14 protein-coding genes and 1 pseudogene are annotated in these 20,038 nt (G+C 73.7%); 14 read left to right on the forward strand and 1 reads right to left on the reverse strand.

All coding sequences use genetic code 11. The features are described 5' to 3' along the window. Nucleotides 1-19: 19 nt before the first annotated feature. Nucleotides 20-409 (reverse strand): VOC family protein, encoded by a 390-nt coding sequence (locus ACPC54_RS18160; RefSeq protein WP_498965828.1) that lies wholly within the window; start codon nucleotides 407-409, stop codon nucleotides 20-22. Between the two features lie 175 nt (nucleotides 410-584). On the opposite strand from ACPC54_RS18160, the gene ACPC54_RS18165 reads away from it, so the two are divergent. From ACPC54_RS18165 to ACPC54_RS18230, 14 genes and pseudogenes are all read left to right on the forward strand, one after another. Beyond that, complete coding sequence (locus ACPC54_RS18165) at nucleotides 585-1,109, forward strand: LOG family protein (protein WP_498965829.1); 525 nt, start codon at nucleotides 585-587, stop codon at nucleotides 1,107-1,109. Nucleotides 1,110-1,122: 13 nt separating this feature from the next. Beyond that, nucleotides 1,123-1,812 (forward strand): SDR family oxidoreductase, encoded by a 690-nt coding sequence (locus ACPC54_RS18170; RefSeq protein ID WP_498965831.1) that lies wholly within the window; start codon nucleotides 1,123-1,125, stop codon nucleotides 1,810-1,812. Between the two features lie 4 nt (nucleotides 1,813-1,816). Continuing rightward, a complete protein-coding gene (locus ACPC54_RS18175; protein ID WP_498965832.1) occupies nucleotides 1,817-2,275 on the forward strand; it encodes a hypothetical protein in 459 nt (152 codons plus the stop codon). 36 nt (nucleotides 2,276-2,311) lie between these two features. Then, nucleotides 2,312-3,349: a methionine synthase gene (locus tag ACPC54_RS18180; protein WP_498965833.1), complete on the forward strand. Its 1,038-nt coding sequence runs from the start codon at nucleotides 2,312-2,314 to the stop codon at nucleotides 3,347-3,349. A 19-nt stretch (nucleotides 3,350-3,368) separates the two neighbouring features. Further along, on the forward strand, nucleotides 3,369-5,678 hold the full coding sequence (gene ligA, locus ACPC54_RS18185) for an NAD-dependent DNA ligase LigA (RefSeq protein WP_498965834.1): 2,310 nt from the start codon (nucleotides 3,369-3,371) through the stop codon (nucleotides 5,676-5,678). Between the two features lie 392 nt (nucleotides 5,679-6,070). Then, nucleotides 6,071-7,639 (forward strand): annotated as a pseudogene (locus tag ACPC54_RS18190) (putative bifunctional diguanylate cyclase/phosphodiesterase); the annotation flags it as partial. A gap of 610 nt (nucleotides 7,640-8,249) precedes the next feature. Beyond that, on the forward strand, nucleotides 8,250-8,546 hold the full coding sequence (gatC, locus tag ACPC54_RS18195; protein ID WP_030057414.1) for an Asp-tRNA(Asn)/Glu-tRNA(Gln) amidotransferase subunit GatC: 297 nt from the start codon (nucleotides 8,250-8,252) through the stop codon (nucleotides 8,544-8,546). 5 nt (nucleotides 8,547-8,551) lie between these two features. Then, nucleotides 8,552-10,045 carry an Asp-tRNA(Asn)/Glu-tRNA(Gln) amidotransferase subunit GatA gene (gatA, locus tag ACPC54_RS18200; protein WP_498965836.1) on the forward strand — a complete coding sequence of 498 codons (1,494 nt, stop codon included), beginning with the start codon at nucleotides 8,552-8,554 and terminating at the stop codon, nucleotides 10,043-10,045. Further along, nucleotides 10,042-10,281, forward strand: a complete 240-nt coding sequence (locus tag ACPC54_RS18205; protein WP_498965838.1) for a hypothetical protein — start codon at nucleotides 10,042-10,044, stop codon at nucleotides 10,279-10,281. The genes gatA and ACPC54_RS18205 overlap by 4 nt, the downstream gene beginning before the upstream one ends. 72 nt (nucleotides 10,282-10,353) lie before the next feature. Beyond that, a complete protein-coding gene (gene gatB / locus ACPC54_RS18210; RefSeq protein WP_498965839.1) occupies nucleotides 10,354-11,865 on the forward strand; it encodes an Asp-tRNA(Asn)/Glu-tRNA(Gln) amidotransferase subunit GatB in 1,512 nt (503 codons plus the stop codon). A 297-nt stretch (nucleotides 11,866-12,162) separates the two neighbouring features. Then, the gene (locus tag ACPC54_RS18215) at nucleotides 12,163-12,321 is read left to right on the forward strand and encodes a hypothetical protein (protein ID WP_498965840.1); all 159 of its coding nucleotides are present in this window, start codon (nucleotides 12,163-12,165) and stop codon (nucleotides 12,319-12,321) included. Nucleotides 12,322-12,452: 131 nt separating this feature from the next. Then, on the forward strand, nucleotides 12,453-15,497 hold the full coding sequence (locus ACPC54_RS18220) for an ATP-binding protein (protein WP_498965842.1): 3,045 nt from the start codon (nucleotides 12,453-12,455) through the stop codon (nucleotides 15,495-15,497). A gap of 485 nt (nucleotides 15,498-15,982) precedes the next feature. Beyond that, nucleotides 15,983-18,952: a putative bifunctional diguanylate cyclase/phosphodiesterase gene (locus ACPC54_RS18225; RefSeq protein ID WP_498965859.1), complete on the forward strand. Its 2,970-nt coding sequence runs from the start codon at nucleotides 15,983-15,985 to the stop codon at nucleotides 18,950-18,952. A gap of 354 nt (nucleotides 18,953-19,306) precedes the next feature. Continuing rightward, on the forward strand, nucleotides 19,307-20,038 hold a 732-nt coding region (locus tag ACPC54_RS18230; RefSeq protein WP_498965844.1), incomplete at its 3' end, for a thiamine pyrophosphate-binding protein.

Raw genomic sequence — 20,038 nt, forward strand, 5'->3', positions numbered from 1 at the left:
CCTCGCGCCCGCTGAGGCCTCACCGGCCCTGGGCGATCTCCCAGAGGTAGCCGTCCAGGTCCCGGAAGCTCGCGGTGCGCGGGCCCCAGCGGCGGTCCACCGGCCCGTTGACGAACTCGACCCCGACCGCGGCGAGTTCCGCGCACTTCGCGTCCACGTCCTCGACCTCGACGGTGAACACCAGCCGCGCCCCGGCCTCCCGCGGCGCGGCGGCGGCCGGCTCGATGAGCTCCGGAACGTTCGTCACCCGCAGCAGGTTGACGATCGTCCCGCCGAACCGGAACGCGACGGACTGCTCGTCCTCGAAGAGGACCGGGGCGTCGAAGACGTCCAGGTAGAACTTCTTCGCGGCGCCCAGGTCCTCGACGAAGAGGGTCTGGGCGGCGATCCCGTTGGCCCACGCGGTCATGACGGCTCCCTGCTCGATGGCGACGGCATCCCGACCCTACGGACACCCACCGACAACCCGGGCGGTCCCGGTGTCGGCCCGCTCCTCTGCGGCGGTGCCGTACGCCGGCCGAGAGCTGGGCGGCGGGTAATGGCGGTGAGCGGGGGCGGCCGGGCGTGATAGACCAATCAGCACTATGAACATATGTGTCTTCTGCTCCGCGTACTCGCTCGACGACCGCTACACCGCTCCCGCCGCCGAGTTCGCCCGGCTGCTGGGGGAGGGCGGCCACACGTTGGTGTGGGGCGGGTCCGACGCCGGGCTGATGGGGCTGCTGGCCGACAACGTCAAGGCGGCGGGCGGGAAGCTCGTCGGGGTGATGGTCGAGATGCTGCGGCACAAGGCCTACGCCGGGGCGGACGAGCTGGTGTGGACGGCCGACCTCGCGGAGCGCAAGGCCGAGCTGGCGGCCCGGGCGGACGCCATCGTCGTGCTCGTGGGCGGGCTCGGGACGCTCGACGAGGTCACCGAGGTGCTGGAGCTGAAGAAGCACGGGATGTTCGACAAGCCGGTCGTCGTCCTGGACACCGAGGGGTTCTACGCGGGCATGCGGACCCAGCTGGAGCGGATGGACGCCGAGGGCTTCCTCCCGAAGCCGCTCGCCGAGCTGGTCACCTTCGCCGACACGCCCGCCGACGTGTTCGCCCAGCTCAAGGCCTGAGAGGATCGGGACCATGGCTGCACATCTGATCACGGGCGCCGGTTCCGGCATCGGCGCCGTCCTGGCCGGGCGACTGGCCGAGCGCGGCGACGAACTCTGGCTGCTCGCCCGGGACGCGCGGCGGGCCGCCGAGCTGCGTGAGCGGTTCCCGGGGGCGCGGACCCTGGTCGGCGACCTGGGCGACCCGGCGAAGCTGTCCTGGGCGCTCGGGCACCAGCAGCCGCCGGTCGAGCTGGACTCGCTGCTGCACGTCGCCGGCATGGTCGAGCTGGGCCCGGTCGGCGACCTGCCGGTGAAGGCCTGGCAGGACACCCTGAACGTCAACCTGGTCGCCCCCGCCGAGCTGACCCGGCTCCTGCTGCCCTCGCTGCGCCTGACCAAGGGCCACGTGGTGTTCGTCAACTCGGGCGCCGGCCTGAACGCGCACGCCGAGTGGAGCGCGTACGCCGCCAGCAAGCACGGCCTGCGCGCCCTCGCCGACTCGCTGCGCCACGAGGAGCACGCGAACGGCGTCCGGGTCACCTCCGTCTACCCGGGCCGCACCGCCACCGCGATGCAGGTGAAGGTGCACCAGCAGGAGGGCAAGGCGTACGACGCCGACCGCTGGATCGACCCGGAGTCGGTCGCCAAGGCCGTCATCGCCGCGCTGGACGCCTCGCGGGACGCGGAGATCACCGACATCACCGTCCGGCCCGGGCGCTGACGGGGTGACCGCCGTCGACCTCAGGCCGCCGCTGCCCGAGCGCGTCCTCGGGCCGTACCCGCTGGACGAGGAGGGCGTGGCGGCCCTGCTGGACCGCTACGCCTTCGGCGACGGGTGCCTGCGCCGGATCGTCCTCGACCAGGAGTTCGGCCGGCAGAACCGCGGCCGCGCCGTCCGGCTGGTGATCGACGCCAGGCTGGCGCACGAGGACCTCCGGTGGGAGCCGGTGTGCCTGGACCTGGTGGACGTGCGGCAGTTCCGGATCGACGAGAGCGTCGGCTTCTCCTGGGTGCTGTACGACCCCCCGCAGTTCACCCGCTTCGACGGGCGGCTGCAGGTCGACCTATGCGCCGAGCGCTTCGGCGGCCTGTCCCCGCAGAACGCGAAGGAGGTGTTCGACGGTTCGGAGCTGGTGTTCTCCGCGGCCGGCGGCACCTGGAGCGCACTGCACCGGTGGGACTGAACCGGGGCCGCGCCCCCGGGCACTAGGCTCGGACGGGTGAGCAACGAGCACTCCTTTGCCGAGTTCCCCGACCTGATCGGCGCCGCGACCGGCGTCGGTTCGCTGCCCGGCACGGACGCCCGGGAGGCGGCGAAGACCGCCACCGGGGCGTTCGAGCACCTGCCGTTCCTGCCCGAGCTGCCGGCCCGCGGGCCGGGCGCGGACATGATCGGCCGCAGCGCCGGCCTGCTCGTCGAGCTGTTCGCGCAGACCGAGCCGAGCGGCTGGCGCTTCGCCGACCGCCCCGGCCGGGACACCCGGCGCGCGCACTCCTGGCTCGGCGAGGACCTGGACGCCCTGGAGGAGTTCACCCAGGGCCACCGGGGCGCGCTCAAGGTGCAGGCGGTCGGCCCGTGGACGCTGGCGGCGAACATCGAGCTCAAGCACGGCGAGAAGGCGCTCGCCGACCACGGCGCCTGCCGGGACATCGCCGGCTCGCTCACCGAGGGCCTGCGCCGCCACCTGGCCGAGGTCCGCAAGCGCGTCCCCGGCGCGCACGTCGTCCTCCAGCTCGACGAGCCGTCGCTGCCCGCCGTGCTGGCCGGCCAGGTGAAGACGGCGAGCGGCTTCCAGCGGCTGCGCTCGGTGGACCGGCAGGTGGCGGAGGAGGTGCTGCGCGAGCTGATCCGCGGCCTGGACGCGCCGGTGGTCGTGCACTCCTGCGCGCCGGACGTGCCGATCCCGCTGCTGCGCCGGGCCGGGGTGGCCGGCGTCTCGCTCGACTTCTCGCTGCTCACCGAGCGCCAGGACGACGACCTGGGCGAGGCGGTCGAGGCGGGTACCGCGCTCTTCGCCGGCGTCGTCCCCGCCACTGACCAGCTCGCCTCTCAATCAAAGGCAGTGTCGGACCCTGCCGGTAGTGTCCAGGGAATCAGGACCTTGTGGCGCAGGCTCGGGTTCGCTCCGGAGCTGCTGGGCCGCCGCGTGCTGGTGACGCCGACCTGCGGGCTGGCCGGGGCGTCCCCGGCGTACGCGCGCAGGGCGCTGTCGCTCGCGGCGCGGGCGGCGCAGAGCCTGGTGGACAACCCGGAATGAGAACGTAGGAGGGCTTGCGGTGACGGCTGTCGAGGGCTGGGAGGACGTCCCGGCGGAGGTGCGCAGGCGGCACGCCGAGCTGTCGGTGGAGATCACCGACCACCGCGCCCGCTACTACGAGCAGGACGCGCCGGTCGTCAGCGACGCAGAGTTCGACGCGCTGATGCGCGAGCTGGAGGGGATCGAGGCCGAGCACCCGGCCCTGGTCACGCCGGACTCGCCGACGCAGCGGGTCGGCGGCGCCCCCACCGCGCTGTTCGCCGCCGTCGAGCACCGCGAGCGGCTGCTGAGCCTCGACAACGCGATGGACGACGAGGAGTTGGGCGCCTGGGCCGACCGGGTCGCCACCGAGCTCGACGGCATCGACTACCACTACCTGTGCGAGCTCAAGGTGGACGGCCTGGCCGTCAACCTCACCTACGAGAACGGCCAGTTGGTGCAGGCGGCGACCCGCGGCGACGGCCGGGTCGGCGAGGACATCACCGCCAACGTCCGCACCATCAAGGAGATCCCGCACCAGCTCAAGGGCGAGAACATCCCCGAGCTGGTGGAGATCCGCGGCGAGGTCTACTTCCCGACCGAGGCCTTCGACGCCCTCAACGCCTCCTTCGCGGAGGAGAACGAGCGCCGCCGGCAGGAGAACGAGGAGCGCGCCAAGGAGGGCAAGCGGCCCCGGGCGATGATCCGGCTGTTCATGAACCCCCGCAACGCGGCCGCCGGTTCGCTGCGCCAGAAGGACCCGCACGTCACCGCCTCCCGCCCGCTGCACATGGTGGTGCACGGGATCGGCGCCCGGGTCGGCTTCGACATCGACAACCAGTCGCACGCGTACCAACTGCTGCACGACTGGGGCCTGCCCACCGCCCGGCACAACGCGGTGGTCGGCACGCTGGCCGAAGTCCGGGCCTTCATCAAGCACTTCGGCGAGCAGCGGCACTCCGTCGAGCACGAGATCGACGGCGTCGTGGTCAAGGTGGACGAGATCGCCCTGCAGGGGCGGCTCGGTGCCACCTCCAAGTCCCCGCGCTGGGCGATCGCCTGGAAGTACCCGCCGGAGGAGGTCACCGGCAAGCTCGCCGAGATCCGCGTCGGTGTCGGCCGCACCGGCCGGGCCACCCCGTTCGCGGTGCTGGCCGAGCCGGTGAAGGTGGCCGGCTCGATGGTGCAGTACGCGACGCTGCACAACCAGGAGATCGTCAAGGCCAAGGACGTGCTGCTCGGCGACACCGTGGTGCTGCGCAAGGCCGGCGACGTCATCCCGGAGATCCTCGGCCCGGTCTACGACCTGCGGGACGGCACCGAGCGGGCCTTCGTGATGCCCTCGCACTGCCCGGAGTGCGGCAGCGAGCTGCGCCCGATGTCCGAGGGGGACATCGACCTGCGCTGCCCCAACGCGCAGTTCTGCCCGGCCCAGATCCGCGAGCGGATCGCCTTCCTCGGCGGCCGGTCCTGCCTGGACGTCGAGGGGCTGGGCTACGTCGCGGCCACCGCGCTGACCCAGCCGCTGCAGCCGGCCGAGGCGCCGGTGCGCAACGAGGGCGACGTCTTCGGGCTGACCGAGGAGCAGCTGCTGCCGATCAAGGTGCTGGTGCGCGACCAGAAGACCGGCATGCCCAAGCTGGACGACAAGACCGGCGAGGAGAAGGAGGTCTTCTTCTTCGCGACCACCAAGGGCGAGCCGAAGAAGTCGCTGCGGACGCTGCTGGACAATCTGGAGGCGGCGAAGGACCGCCCGCTCTGGCGCTTCCTCAACGGCCTGTCGATCCGGCACGTGGGGCCGGTGGCGGCGCAGGAGCTGGCCCGCGAATTCCGCGACCTGGACCGGATCTTCTCGGCCACCGAGGAGGAACTGGCGGCGGCCGAGGGCGTCGGCCCGACCATCGCGCGCTCGATCAGGGAGTGGCACGAGGAGGAGTGGCACCGCGACATCCTGGAGAAGTGGCGCGCCGCGGGCGTCCGCTTCGTCGAGGAGTTCGCGGACGAGGAGGAGGCGGAGCGCCCGCTGGAGGGCCTGACGGTGGTCGTCACGGGCACCCTGGCCGGGCACACCCGGGACGGCGCGAAGGAGGCGCTGACCTCGCGGGGTGCGAAGGTGACCGGATCGGTTTCGAAGAAGACCGACTTCGTGGTCGCCGGTGACAACCCCGGATCCAAGTACGACAAGGCCGTTCAGCTCGGCCTGCCGGTCCTGGACGACGCCGGTTTCGCCGTGCTGCTCGCGGACGGGCCGGCCGCGGCCCGCGCCCACCTGGGGCTTCCCCTGCCGGACGCGGAGCCGGAGGCTCCGGCCGACCCCACCGGGGAGGGGGACGCCCCGGCCGAGTCCTGACCCCGGCGAGGCGGAGTTCCGACCCGATCAACACATGGCCGAATCCGTCTTGTTATCGTCCTGATGCAACGTCACCGGGTGCCGCATCGTGAAATCGGGCATTGTTTCACGTGCGGCACCCGGCGCGGTGGCGCGTTTCCGGTTGTCCGAAAGTCTGCCCACCGGGTGGACCCCGGCATACCCTGGAGCGCAACAGAGTGTCAGCAGGGGTGGGGGCACCGGCTGAGCCGGGGCTCCTCGGGGTCGCTCCATGCCCGGCAGCTGTCGGTACCGGCACGGTGCCTCACCGTTAAGGCGGCCTGACGGGGCGGGCCCGACGGAGGACAGGGCTTATGGATCGTACGACCGGCGGCGCTCCCACACGCCCGCCGCAGGGGGTGGCAGGTGCGGTCCTGCTGCTCGGCGTACTGCTGGCCGGTGCTGCGCCGCTCATCCCGCTCGCCGTCCTGGTCTACCGGTACGAACCCGAGCTGTTGCCGCTGTTCGCGGTGCCCCTGGCCGTGCTGGTCGCGGCCTGGCGGATCGCCCGGGACCGCGCCCGCGACCAGCTCACCGACCCGCTCACCGACCTGCCGAACCGTCAGGCGTTACTCCTGGCGGCCCAGGAGGCGATCGTCTCCCACGGCGAGAAGTGCAGCGTCGGTCTGATACTGCTCGATCTCGACCGGTTCCGATCACTCAACGACACGCTCGGGCACACCGCGGGCGACCGGCTGCTGGTGCACATCGCCCGCCGCCTGCACCGCGCGCTGCGCTCCGGCGGCCCGGCCGGCAGCGCCACCCGAGAGTCCATCGACGACGTCTTCGCCGGGCTGCCCCGGCACTACCGGCGCGGCCGCCCGATGGTGGCCCGGATGGGCGGCGACGAGTTCGCCGTCCTGCTGCCCGGCATCAACTGCCCGGACAGCCTGGAGCGCGTCGCCAAGGCGCTGATCGCCGAACTCGCCGCGCCGATCCGCCTGGACGGGCTGCTGCTCGTCCTGGAGGCCAGCGCCGGGGTCTGCGTCTACCCGCAGCACGCCCAGGACGCCGAGGCCCTGCTGCGCCGCGCCGACGTCGCGATGGGCCACGCCCAGCGCGGCTGCAGCGGCGTCGCCCAGTACGACGAGGCGCAGGACGTCGACACGCCGTACCGGATCGGGCTGCTCGGCGACCTCCGCCGGGCGCTGGAGACCGGCGAGGTGCAGCTGCACTACCAGCCCAAGGTGGCCTTCGACGGCCGGGTGGTCGGCCTGGAGGCGCTGCTGCGCTGGGAGCGGCCCGGGCAGGGCAGGGTCTCGCCGGACGAGTTCGTCGGGCTCGCCGAGTCCAGCGGCCTGATGCCCCGGCTCACCGACTACGTGCTGGAGGCGGCGGTCGGCCAGCTCGCCAGCTGGCGCCAGGAGGGCCTGGAGGTGCAGGTCGCGGTGAACGTCTCGCCGCGCGACGTGCTCAACCCCGGCTTCGCGCAGCGCGTCGCCGGGCACCTCGTCCGGCACCGGGTGCCGGCCCACGCGCTCCAGCTGGAGATCACCGAACGGCTGCTGCTGGACGACTCCCGCCGCGCCGCCGACACCCTGGCCGAACTGCGCGGCTACGGCGTCGGGATGTCCCTGGACGACTTCGGCACCGGGCACTCCTCGCTGGTACGGCTGCGCAGCCTGCCGGTCGGCGAGCTGAAGATCGACCGCTCCTTCGTGTCCCGGATGGTCGCCGACGACCACGACGCGGCGGTGGTCCGCTGCTCGGTGGAGCTCGCCCACTCGCTCGGCCTGACCGTGGTCGCCGAGGGCGTCGAGGACGACGAGACCTGGGAGCGGCTGCACGGGCTGGGCGTCGACGCGGTGCAGGGCTGGCTGGTGTCGGCCGCACTGCCGGCCGAGCAGGCCACCGCCTGGCTGCGGGTGCACCGCACGGCCGGCGCCCCGCCGGCGGAGCGGCTGGGCATCGCCCCGGCCGGTGCGCCGGTCACCCGGCCGGTGATCCAGCCGGGCTGCGCGAAGCCGGCGATCCAGCCGGTGCCGCAGCCGCTCGCGCAGCCGCTGGCCCCACCGCTGGCCCCACCGCTGGCCCAGCCGCTCGCGCAGCCCGCGGCGGCCGCGGCCCAGCCGGTGCTGCCGCCCGTCCTGCCGCCGGTCCGCCCGCCCGTCCTGCCCCCGGCCGCCGCCGCCCAGCACACACCGCACGCACCGCACGTTCCGCACCTGCCGAACGGCAGGCAGGTCCAGCACCCGCAGCACGCCCCGCACGTCAACCACCTGCCGGGGCCGCGGCCCCATCCGGTGTCCGCCGCGCAGATGGAGTTCAAGGCGCCGGGCGCACAGGGCTGGGCCCGCATGCGGCCGCAGTGAGGCGGCTCCCGGGGGCCGGCCGGCCGGTGGTCGGCCGGTGCCCCGGGTGGGCCGGGCGTGCCCGTGCGCGGCGGCGGTGACGCGGCCCCGGGGTTACTCGTTGGCCGGTGGCAGGGCCGCGCCCCATAGGATGGGGCCAAAGACCACGAGGACGGAGCGCCGGACCGGCTGCTCCTGCCCGGGCCCGGCACGCCGGCAGGCGCCGCCGGGCCTCACCAGAACTCACCCTGAGGATCGCTGCATGCCTGGCATCACGCGCGAGGAGGTCGCCCACCTCGCCCGGCTGTCGCGTCTTGAGCTGAAGCCCGAAGAGCTGGACCACTTCGCCGAGCAGCTCGACGTGATCATCGGCGCGGTCGCCCGCGTTTCCGAGGTCGCCGGACAGGACGTCCCGCCGACCTCCCACCCGCTGCCGCTGACCAACGTCATGCGCGCGGACGAGGTGCGGCCGTCGCTCACCCCGGAGCAGGCGCTGTCCGGCGCCCCCGCCGCCGAGGAGCAGCGTTTCCGTGTGCCGCAGATCCTCGGGGAGGACTGACCGAGATGACCGAGCTGATTCGTTACACCGCCGCCGAGACCGCGAGCGCCATCGCCAAGGGCGAGGTGTCCGCCGTCGAGGTCGCGCAGGCGCACCTGGACCGCATCGACGCCGTCGACAAGAAGGTCAACGCCTTCCTGCACGTGGACACCGAGGGCGCGCTGACCGCCGCCAAGGCCGTCGACGAGAAGCGCGCCAAGGGCGAGGAGCTGGGCCCGCTGGCCGGCGTCCCGCTCGCGCTGAAGGACGTCTTCACCACCAAGGGCATCCCGACCACCTGTGGTTCGAAGATGCTCGAAGGCTGGATCCCGCCGTACGACGCCACGCTGACGAGCCGTCTCAAGGACGCCGGCGTGGTCATCCTCGGCAAGACCAACATGGACGAGTTCGCGATGGGCTCCTCCACCGAGAACTCGGCCTACGGCCCGACCGGGAACCCGTGGGACCTGACCCGCATCCCCGGCGGCTCCGGCGGCGGTTCGGCCGCCGCGCTGGCCGCCTTCGAGGCCCCGCTGGCGATCGGCACCGACACCGGCGGCTCGATCCGCCAGCCCGGCGCCGTCACCGGCACGGTCGGCGTGAAGCCGACCTACGGCTCGGTATCCCGCTACGGCCTGGTCGCCTTCTCCAGCAGCCTGGACCAGGGCGGCCCGTGCGCCCGTACGGTGCTGGACGCGGCGCTGCTGCACGAGGCGATCGCCGGGCACGACCCGCTGGACTCGACCTCGATCGACGCGCCCGTCCCGGCCGTGGTCGAGGCCGCGCGGATGCGCGACGTGCGCGGCATGCGGATCGGTGTCGTCAAGGAGTTCGCCGGCGAGGGCTACCAGGCCGGCGTGATGCAGCGCTTCAACGAGTCGGTGGAGCTGCTGCGCGAGCTGGGCGCCGAGGTCGTCGAGGTGTCCTGCCCGTCGTTCACCCTGGCGCTGCCCGCGTACTACCTGATCGCGCCCAGCGAGTGCTCCTCCAACCTGGCCCGCTTCGACGCGATGCGCTACGGCCTGCGGGTCGGCGACGACGGCTCGCGCTCGGCCGAGGACGTCACCGCGCTGACCCGTGAGGCCGGCTTCGGCGACGAGGTCAAGCGCCGCATCATCCTGGGCACCTACGCCCTCTCCTCGGGCTACTACGACGCCTACTACGGCTCGGCCCAGAAGGTCCGCACGCTGATCTCGCGGGACTTCGACACGGCCTTCGCCGGCGTGGACGTGCTGGTCTCGCCGACCACGCCGACCACCGCCTTCCCGATCGGCGAGCGCGCCGACGACCCGATGGCGATGTACCTGGCCGACCTGTGCACGATTCCGTCCAACCTGGCGGGCAACGCGGCCATGTCGCTGCCGGTCGGCCTGGCCCCGGAGGACAATCTCCCGGTCGGCCTGCAGATCATCGCGCCCGCGATGGCGGACGACCGCCTGTACCGCGTGGGCGGCGCCGTCGAGGCCGCACTCAACGACAAGTGGGGGCACACCCTGCTGGAGGAGGCACCGGCACTGTGAGCAAGATCGAGAAGGCCAAGGGTTGGAAGCACTCCAAGCCCGGTCTGCTGCTGTCCATCGGCACCAGCGCGTTCGGCGCGATCTCCATCGTCAAGGACGTCCGCAGCGCCCGTGACGAGAGCGACACCCTGAAGCTGGTCAACGCCCTGGTCGGCGCCGCCGCGCTGATCACCGGTACGGCGCTGCTGGTGCGCGAGCTGCGTCAGCTCGCCTCCGACGACGTGCTGCTGGGCTGACGCCCCGGCCCGGTCCCACGTGTCGTGGGGCCGGGCCCGTACCTCCCGAGTCTTTAGTTGAGAAGGGACGCTGTGAGCGTCATGAACCTGGTCTCCTACGAGGACGCTCTCGCGTCGTACGACCCGGTGATGGGCCTTGAGGTCCACGTCGAGCTCGGTACCAAGACCAAGATGTTCTGCGGGTGCTCGACCGAGCTGGGCGCCGAGCCGAACAGCCAGACCTGCCCGACCTGTCTGGGTCTGCCGGGCTCGCTGCCGGTGGTCAACGCGGTGGGCGTGGAGTCGGCCGTCAAGATCGGCCTGGCGCTGAACTGCGAGATCGCCGAGTGGTGCCGGTTCGCGCGGAAGAACTACTTCTACCCGGACATGCCGAAGAACTTCCAGACCTCGCAGTACGACGAGCCGATCGCCTTCAACGGCTACCTCGACGTGCAGCTGGAGGACGGCTCGACCTTCCGCGTGGAGATCGAGCGCGCCCACATGGAGGAGGACACCGGCAAGTCCAGCCACGTCGGTGGCGCGACCGGCCGCATCCACGGCGCCACCCACTCGCTGCTCGACTACAACCGGGCCGGCATCCCGCTGATCGAGATCGTCACCAAGCCGATCGTCGGCGCCGGCGAGCGCGCCCCCGAGGTCGCCAAGGCGTACGTGGCCGAGCTGCGCGAGGTCATCAAGTCGCTGGGCGTCTCCGAGGCCCGGATGGACAAGGGCCAGATGCGCTGCGACGTGAACCTGTCGCTGCGCCCGAACGGCACCGAGACCTTCGGCACCCGCTCGGAGACCAAGAACGTCAACTCCCTGCGCAGCGTGGAGCGGGCCGCCCGGTTCGAGATCCAGCGGCACGCGACCGTCCTGACCGACGGCGGCACCATCGTCCAGGAGACCCGTCACTTCCACGAGGAGGACGGCTCCACGACCTCGGGCCGCATCAAGGACAACGCCGAGGACTACCGCTACTTCCCCGAGCCGGACCTGGTGCCGATCGCCCCGGCCCGCGAGTGGGTCGAGGAGCTGCGCGCCGCGCTGCCGGAGCTGCCGCGGGTGCGTCGCGCCCGGCTGCAGGCCGAGTGGGGCCTGTCCGACAAGGACATGCAGTCGGTGCTCAACGCCGGTGCGGTGGAGCCGATCCAGGAGACCATCGCGGCCGGTGCCCCGGCCGACCAGGCCCGCAAGTGGTGGATGGGCGAGCTGGCCCGCCGCGCCAACGAGACCGGCACCGAGCTGGCCGAGCAGCCGATCACCCCGGCGCAGGTCGCCCGGGTGGCCGCGCTGGTAGCCGAGGGCAAGCTGAACGACAAGCTGGCCCGTCAGGTCATCGAGGCCGTGCTGGCCGGCGAGGGCGAGCCGGACGAGGTCGTCGAGAAGCGCGGTCTGGCCGTGGTCTCGGACGACTCCGCGCTGGGCGCGGCGGTCGACCAGGCCATCGCCGAGAACGAGGCGGTCGCCGCCAAGATCCGCGACGGCAAGGTCGCCGCGGTGGGCGCGCTGGTCGGCGCGGTCATGAAGGCCACCCGCGGCCAGGCGGACGCGGCGCGCGTGAAGGACCTGATCCTGGAGCGGCTTGCCGTGGAAGGGCAGTAAGCACAGCCTGGAGAAGCTCGGCGCTGCCTGAGCATCCCGCTGATCCTGAGGGTTCCTAGGCCGTCAAGCCCGCCTTCCTAAGGCATCTAAGGCGTCTAAGGCCCCCTAAGTAAGGCCTAAGGCCCTGTCTCACCTCCAAATCGAGGTGAGGCAGGGCCTTGAACCTTTTCTGGGGCCCGATCTAAGGCATCCGGCCTTCGAAACATCGGGCACGCTCCCGATGTGGCACCCCCTCCTGGGGGAGGAAGCTCTTACATGTCAGGGAAACGAAGTGAAACCCACAAAGGGGAACCCGAAGTGATCGAGTACCAGCTCATCCAGCACCAGGCCCACGAGCTCGCCGAGCGCGCCGAGCACGAGCGCCTGGTACGCGAGGCCCGCCAGGCGCGACGCCTGCAGCGCCGTCCCGTCGCCGCGCGCTTCCAGCGCCGCACCGTGAAGCAGCGGGAATGCTGACCGCCGGGCACCGTGAAGGTGCCGAGGAGGTCCCGGAGGGGGAGGTGCCGAACGGCGCCTCCCCCTCCGGGCGTTCGCCGCGGGTGAATACCCCTCTCACCGGCGGTTCCGGTTATGGCATGCTCGCCTCCATGCAGCAGATATCGGTCAGTCCCGTCTTCGTCGGCCGTGGCAGCGAGATCACCGAGCTGACCGGCGCGCTGCGGCGGGCCGGTAGCGGCAGCCCGCAGGCCATCCTGATCGGCGGCGAGGCGGGCGTCGGCAAGACCCGGCTGCTGGAGGAGTTCCTGAGCCGGGCCGGCGACGCCGGTGCGCTCACCACCCTGGGCAGCTGTCTGGAGGTCGGCGCCGAGGGTCTGCCGTACGCGCCGCTGGCCGCCGCGCTGCGCCGGCTGCACCGCACGCTGGGCGCCGAGCTGGAGGGTGCCGCCGCCGGCAGCGAGGGCCATCTCGCCCGCCTACTGCCCGAGTTCGGCGAGGCGGACGGCGAGCCGAACGACGAGTACGGCCGGGCCCGGTTGTTCGAGCACACCGCGAGGCTGTTCGAACGGCTCGGCGCGGAACGTACCCTCGTCCTCGCCATCGAGGACCTGCACTGGTCCGACCGCTCCACCCGCGAGCTGTTCGCCTTCCTGGTCCGCACCCTGCACCGCTCCCGGGTGCTGCTGGTCGCCACCTACCGCACCGACGACCTGCACCGCCGGCACCCGCTGCGTCCCTTCCTCGCCGAGCTGGAGCGGCTGCGCACCGTCCAGCGGCTGGAGCTGGCGCGGTTCGGCCGCCGCGAGGTCGCCGCCCAGCTGGCCGGCATCCTCGGGACCACCGCCCCCGACCGGCAGCTGGTGGACCGCATCCTCCGCCGCTCCGAGGGGAACCCGTTCTTCGTCGAGGAGCTGGCCACCGCCGTGCAGGACGGCGTCGGCGCCGGGCTCACCGACTCGCTGCGGGACATGCTGCTGGTGCGGGTCGAGGGCCTGGACGAGGACGCCCAGCGGGTGGTGAAGATCGCCGCCGAGGGCGGCTCCCGGGTCGAACACGCCCTGCTGGCGGCCGTGCTGGCCGACGACGAGGAGGCGCTGATCGAGTCGCTGCGGGCGGCGGTCGGCGCCAACATCCTGCGGCTGGACGGCGACGGCGAGGGCTACTGCTTCCGGCACGCGCTGGTCCGCGAGGCCGTCTCGGACGACCTGCTGCCGGGTGAACGGCACCGGATCAACCGCAAGTTCGCGCTCGCCGTGGAGGCCGAGCCGCTGCTCGTCCCGGGCGACGCGCTGCCCGCGCGGCTCGCCAACTACTGGTACCACGCGCACGATCCGGCCCGCGCCCTGCCGGCCGCCCTGGAGGCCGCCCGCGCGGCCCGCCGCCGCAACGCCTTCGCCGAGCAACTCGGCATGCTGGAGCGGGCGTTGGAGCTGTGGGACGCGGTCTCCGAGGAGGTGCTGGAGCACACCCTGCGGCCGTACGACTGGGCCGAGACCTACCCGCCCGGCTCCTGCGACCACGGCGCCGACGACTGCGAGAGCCTGCAGCTGGTCGACGTGCTGGCCGAGGCGGTGGTCGCGGCCCGGCGGAGCGGCGACCGCGAGCGCGGCCTGAGCCTGGCCAAGCGCGGGCTGCGGCTGGTGGACGAGGAGGCGCACCCGCTGCGCGCGGCCTGGTTCCGGCTCAACCGCGCCCGGATGCTGGACGGCCTGCGGCGGCCCGGCGACAGCGAGGAGGTCGCGCACGCCCGGCGGCTGGTGGAGCACCTGCCGCCGTCCGCCGTGCAAGCCGACGTGTTCGCGCTCAGCGCCGGGCGGGCGGCGCTCCGGGGCCCCGGGCCCGAGCACATCGAGCTGGCCGAGCGGGCGATCCGGATCGCCGAGGAGGTCGGCGCGCACTCGGTCGAGCTGCACGCCCGGATGACCCTCGGCTACCTGCGCTACGACGTGCTGGGCGACACCGAGGGCGGGCTGGCCGAGCTCGCCGGGGCGGTCGCCCGGGCGCGCCGCCTGGGCGTGCCGGACGTGCTGCTGCGCGGCATCAACAACCTCGCCAACATGCAGCGCGGACTGGGCCGGCCCGAGGAGGCGGTCGCGCTGGCCCGGGAGGGCCTGGAGTTCGCGGACGGCAACGGGCTGCTGCGCAACATCGGCAGCATCCTGTCCGGCAACCTGCTGGAGGCGCTGGTCGACCTCGGCCGGCTGGACGAGGCCGCCGAGGTGCTCGCCGCCTGCGAGGCGCGCGGACTCGCGGACGGCAACGCCGAGTTCCTGGACCGGATGCGCGGCGACCTGGCCCTGCTGGAGGGGGACCTCGCGGGCGCGGCGATGGCGATGGCCCGGGCCCGGGCCGCCAACCGGGACGGCGCGGTGCAGCACACCGTGCCGATCAGCCGGCTCGCGGTGGCGCTCGCCGCGCACGGCGGGCGGCCGCTGGACGCCCGGGCCGAACTGCTCGCCGAACTGGCGCGGGAGCAGCGGCTCGGCTACGAGTCGGACGTCTACCCGCTGCTGGTCGAGGGCGCGACGGTGGAGGCGGACAACCGGGGCCTGCCGCAGGCCGGGCCGGGCCGGGCGGAGGCGCTGGCCGCGATCGCCGCCGCCGCTGCCGGGCTGCGGCCGCGGGCGCCGCTGCACCACGGCTGGGCCCGGCTGCTGGAGGCCGAGCTGGCCCGGGCCGAGGGCACCGACACCCCCGAGCAGTGGGCGGAGGCGGTCGCGCTGCTGCGGCCGACCGGTCTGCCGCACCCGCTGGGGCTCGCCCTGGCGCGGGCCGGTGAGGCCGAGCTGGTCGCCGGCCGGCGCGAGGCCGCGGCCGAACTGCTGCGCGAGGCCGGCGAACTGGCGTCCGGCCGGGGTGACCGGCTGCTGGCGGCGCGGGTCGCCGGGCTGGCCGAGCGGGGTGGGCTGGACCTCGCCGCGGGCGAACGGCCCGCCGCCGTCGCGGCGGCGCCGGCGCCGTCGGTCGGGGACTCCTTCGGCCTCACCCCCCGTGAGCGGGACGTGCTCCGGTTGCTCGCGCGCGGCTGGACGAACCGGCAGATCGCCGAGGAGCTGTACATCTCTCCGAAGACCGCAAGCGTGCACGTGTCCAACATCCTCGGCAAGCTCTCGGTCGCCGGCCGGGGCGAGGCGGCCGCGCTGGCGCACCGGCTGCGGCTGTTCCCGGACGACCTGGCCCCCGCCGGCAGCTGACCGGCACCCTCGCAACGGCCCCTGACCTGGACGGTCGGGGGCCGTTGCGGTTGTTCGAGCGCCGCCGCGCGCTCCCGTGCGCGTCGCGTGAGCCCCCGCCCGCGCGCCGCCGCCAACCGGGCCGATCCGCCGGAATCGGATGCGCCGGCCCACTCGCCCGCCATTACTCTAAGTTGAGTGTGCGTGTCATTGAGTGACGGAATTGGTGTAGGGTCCCGTCCGGGAGCATCGGTGCGGTGCGGTGGCCGACAGGCCGCCCACCCCCTGGGCCGCCGTCCTGACGGGGCGCCGGGCCACCGCGTACGGCCGAGAGGCGCGCGGCCGGTGGTCCGCGACCGGGGCGCCAGGCCCCGGGCCGGAGGGGGAGAGGTCCAGTGAGCTCCACCGATACGGTGCTGCCCGGAGCCGGACGCCCGGGCGTGCCGCCCGTCGACGCGTCCGCGCCCGGCCCGGCCGCCGCGCAGCAGCCCGCCCGCCCGGGGGCGCTGCGCCGGCTCCGGCGCAGCCGCGCGCTGCCCGGCCTCGTCCTCGGCGGCCTCTGCGGGGCCTACGCGCTGGGCGCCGCGACCGGCTGGGGGTCGTGCCAACTCGCCATCTTCATGGGCGACTTCGGACTGGCCGCGGCGGCCCTCGCGGCCGCGCTGTCCTGCCTGGTGTACGGCTGCACGGTCGGCGGCCACGCCCGCCCGGCCTGGCTGCTGTTCGGCCTCTCCTCGCTCATGGTCGCCTTCGGCAACGGCACCTGGGGCTGGTACGAGCTGGTCGTGCGCACCCAGCTGCCGCAGGACTCGCTCGCCGAGTACGCCTTCCTGCTGTTCGCCCCGCTCTCCATCACCGGCGTCCTGGTGCTCGCCCAGCACCCCCGCTCGGCCGCCGGCTGGCTCTGCCTGCTGCTCGACGGCTGGCTGATCGCCGGCTCGCTGTTCACCCTCAGCTGGAGCCTGGCGCTCGGCCGGATCGCGGCCGGCGAGAACGGCTCCCCGCTGCACATCGCGCTCAACCTGGCCTACCCGGTGCTGGACATCCTGCTGGTCAGCCTGGTCGTCGGCCTGCGCTTCGGCGGCCGGGACGGCAACCGGGCGGCCGTGCACACCGCGATGGTCGCGCTCGCCGTCACCGTGCTGTGCGACGCCCTGTTCACCTCCCCGGCGCTGCACAGCAGCTACCACTCCGGCGATCTGCTGGACGCGGGCTGGTTCTCCGGCAGCCTGCTGCTCGCCTGGGCGCCGTGGTCCCCGCGCTGGCGCCGTCCGCTGCGCGAGCACCCCTCGGCCGGCGGCCTGCCGCGCCGCCGGGTCGCCACCACCTTCAGCGCGCTCACCCCGTACGCGGCCGCCGCGGTGTGCACCGCCGGGATCCTCTACAACGCCCTCGGCGGGCGACAGTTGGACCGTGTGGTGGCCGCCGCCGCGTGCACCGTCGGCCTGGCGCTGATCCTGCGGCAGGGGGTGATGCTGCTCGACAACCTGTCGCTGGCGCAGGAACTCGCCCACAAGGAGGCGCACTTCCGCTCCCTGGTGCAGGGCTCCAGCGACGTCATCATGATCGCCGGGGCGAACGGCGTGCTCTCGTACGTGTCCCCGGCCGCGCTCGGCGTCTACGGGCGGGATCCGGAGGAACTGGTCGGCGGCAACCTGCTCGACCTCGTCCACCCCGAGGACCTGGGCCGGGTGCTCTCCGAGGTCCGCCGCTACCTCGCCCGGGTCCGGCTCACCGCCCACCGCAGCCCCGGCACCGCCGAGTCCTCGGCCCGGGTGGAGTGCCGGATCAGCTCCGGCGGCGGCGAGTGGCTGCACGTCGAGTCCACCGTCAGCCGGCACCGCGACGGCCTGCTCCTCAACAGCCGGGACGTCACCGAACGCGTCATGCTGCAGGCCCAGTTGCAGCACAACGCCTTCCACGACCCGCTCACCGACCTGCCCAACCGGGCGCTGTTCACCCAGCGGCTGCGCGGCGCCCTCGGCGCCCGCGGCCAGCAGGGCCCCGCGCCCGCCGGGCACGAGCACGGCGGCCAGCCGGGCTCCGGATCCGGCGTCGCGGTGCTCTTCCTCGACCTGGACGGCTTCAAGGCGGTCAACGACAGCGCCGGCCACCAGGTCGGCGACGAACTGCTCGTCCGGGCCGCCCGCCGGCTGCAGAGCGCCGTCCGCGGCGGGGACACCGTCGCCCGGTTCGGCGGCGACGAGTTCGCCGCGCTGGTCTGCGGCCCGCTCGGCCGCCTCCAGGTCCAGGAGCTCGCCGAACGGCTGCGGCTCGCGCTCTCCGAGCCGTACTGGATCGGCGGTGCCGAACTCGGCGTCGCCGCCAGCATCGGCATCGCCTTCGGCACCCCCGAGCGCGGCCCGGCCGCCGACCCGCGGGCCGCCGCCGACGAGCTGATGCGCAACGCCGACCTCGCGATGTACCGGGCCAAGTCCGAGGGCAAGGGCCGGGTGGTGCTCTACACCCCCGCCATGCGGGCCGACCTGGAGCGCCGCAGCGAGCTGGACGAACGGCTGCGGGTGGCCGTCCGGGAGGGCGGCTTCACGCTGCTCCACCAGCCCGTGGTGGACCTCGCCAGCGGCACGGTGGCCGGCGTCGAGGCGCAGGCCCGCTGGCGCTCGGCGGGCGGCCTGCTGCTCACCCCGGCCGAGTTCCTGCGCTCGGCCGAGCACGGGGACGCCGCCACCCGCTTCGCCCGCTGGCTGATCCAGGAGGCCGTCGCCGCGGCCGCCGGCCGGCGCGTCCTGCCCGGCCGGGGCCGCGGCGCGCTCGCGGCCGTCCCGGTGGCCGTCCGGCTCTCCGCCGAGCGGCTGTGCACGCCCGGCGTGTACGAGACGGTCGCCGCCGCGCTGCGCGACACCCGGCTGCCCGCCGACGAGCTGGTGATCGAGGTGTCCCGGATGGGCCCGGACGCGACCGCCGACGAACTCGGCCGCCGGCTCGCCGCGCTGCGCCGGCTCGGCGTCGCCATCTGGCTGGCCGGCTACGGTGCCGGCGGCGGCTCGCTGGGCGCGCTCGGCCGGCTGCCCTTCGACGGGCTCAAGCTGGACCGCACCCTGGTCCAGGACCTCGGCGGGTCCGCGGTCGGCCGCACCCTGGCCGGGCACGCCCTGCGGCTCGGCCGCGACCTGGGGATGACCACCGCCGCCGAGGGCGTCGACCTGCCCCGGCAGCTCGCCGTGCTGCAGGAGCTGGGCTGCCGGCAGGCGCAGGGCTCGGTGTTCGCCGCGCCGCTGGACGAGCCCCGGCTGCGCCGCGCCCTGGCCCGCCGCGGCTACCCGGTGCCCAGACAGCCCGGCGCGCTGCCCGCCCGTCGCGTCCAGGCGGCCCCGGACACCCGGACGGGTGGCCGTACGGACGCCCCGCCGGGGCGCGGCGCGGGCCACCAGGAGCCCTCCGACCTGCCCGAACACCCGGCCGCGGCCGGTCCGGGAACCGGTCCGAATGGCGAGACGGTCATCCCACCTGCTTGACATGCGACCCCGGATCGGAGGATGGTCGTTGCCATGCGCACCCGAATTCTCGTACTTGGCGGGCGCGTCGGCTGAGCGGGCCACCACGCCCCGCTTGTGACAGACCGACGCGCCACCCCTCGCATGCCCCCGGGCACGAGGGGTTTTTTGTTGCACCGACGCTGTTCGATCCCCGCAAGACCCCCGCCTCGACCGCCCGATTCGGCCCGATTCGTGAGACTTGACTCATGAGATCAGGCCACTTCGGGAGGAGGATCGAGGCAGAGCCGGCGATCGGCCCGGACCGGGACCCCACCCCTCGCAGCACCGGGGCCCGTAGCACCGGGTCGGCAGAACCCGAGAAGAGACAGGCAGATGACTGAGCACGCCGCATCCCCCCGCCGCGGGGACGCCCCGGCCGCCCACGCTCCCGCTCCCCAGCACGTCGTCGAGACCATGACCGGCGCCCAGTCGCTCATCCGCTCGCTGGAGGCCGTGGGCGCGGACACCGTCTTCGGCATCCCGGGCGGGGCCATCCTTCCCGCGTACGACCCGCTCATGGACTCCGTCAAGGTCCGCCACATCCTGGTCCGGCACGAGCAGGGCGCGGGCCACGCCGCCACCGGCTACGCCCAGGCCACCGGTCGGGTCGGGGTCTGCATGGCCACCTCCGGCCCCGGCGCGACCAACCTGGTCACCCCGATCGCCGACGCGTACATGGACTCCGTGCCGATCGTCGCGATCACCGGCCAGGTCGCCTCCAAGGCGATCGGCACCGACGCCTTCCAGGAGGCGGACATCTGCGGCATCACGATGCCGATCACCAAGCACAACTACCTGGTCACCGACCCGGCCGAGATCCCCCGGGTGATCGCCGAGGCCTTCCACATCGCCGCCACCGGCCGCCCCGGCCCGGTCCTGGTCGACATCGCCAAGGACGCGCTGCAGGCCACCACCACCTTCCGGTGGCCGGTCGAGACGGCGCTGCCCGGGTACCGTCCGGTGACCAAGCCGCACGCCAAGCAGATCCGCGAGGCCGCGAAGATGCTGGTCGCCGCGAAGCGCCCGGTGCTCTACGTCGGCGGCGGCGTGATCAAGGCCCGGGCC

This window comes from Kitasatospora sp. NPDC094028 (assembly GCF_049543595.1).
Classification (GTDB): domain Bacteria; phylum Actinomycetota; class Actinomycetes; order Streptomycetales; family Streptomycetaceae; genus Kitasatospora.

Coding starts and splice junctions, on each gene's coding strand:
- ACPC54_RS18165 (WP_498965829.1), top strand. CDS start 585: ATGAACATATGTGTCTTCTGCTCCGCGTACTCGCTCGACGACCGCTAC.
- gatC (WP_030057414.1), top strand. CDS start 8,250: ATGCCTGGCATCACGCGCGAGGAGGTCGCCCACCTCGCCCGGCTGTCG.
- gatA (WP_498965836.1), top strand. CDS start 8,552: ATGACCGAGCTGATTCGTTACACCGCCGCCGAGACCGCGAGCGCCATC.
- ACPC54_RS18160 (WP_498965828.1), bottom strand. CDS start 409: ATGACCGCGTGGGCCAACGGGATCGCCGCCCAGACCCTCTTCGTCGAG.
- ACPC54_RS18220 (WP_498965842.1), top strand. CDS start 12,453: ATGCAGCAGATATCGGTCAGTCCCGTCTTCGTCGGCCGTGGCAGCGAG.
- ACPC54_RS18170 (WP_498965831.1), top strand. CDS start 1,123: ATGGCTGCACATCTGATCACGGGCGCCGGTTCCGGCATCGGCGCCGTC.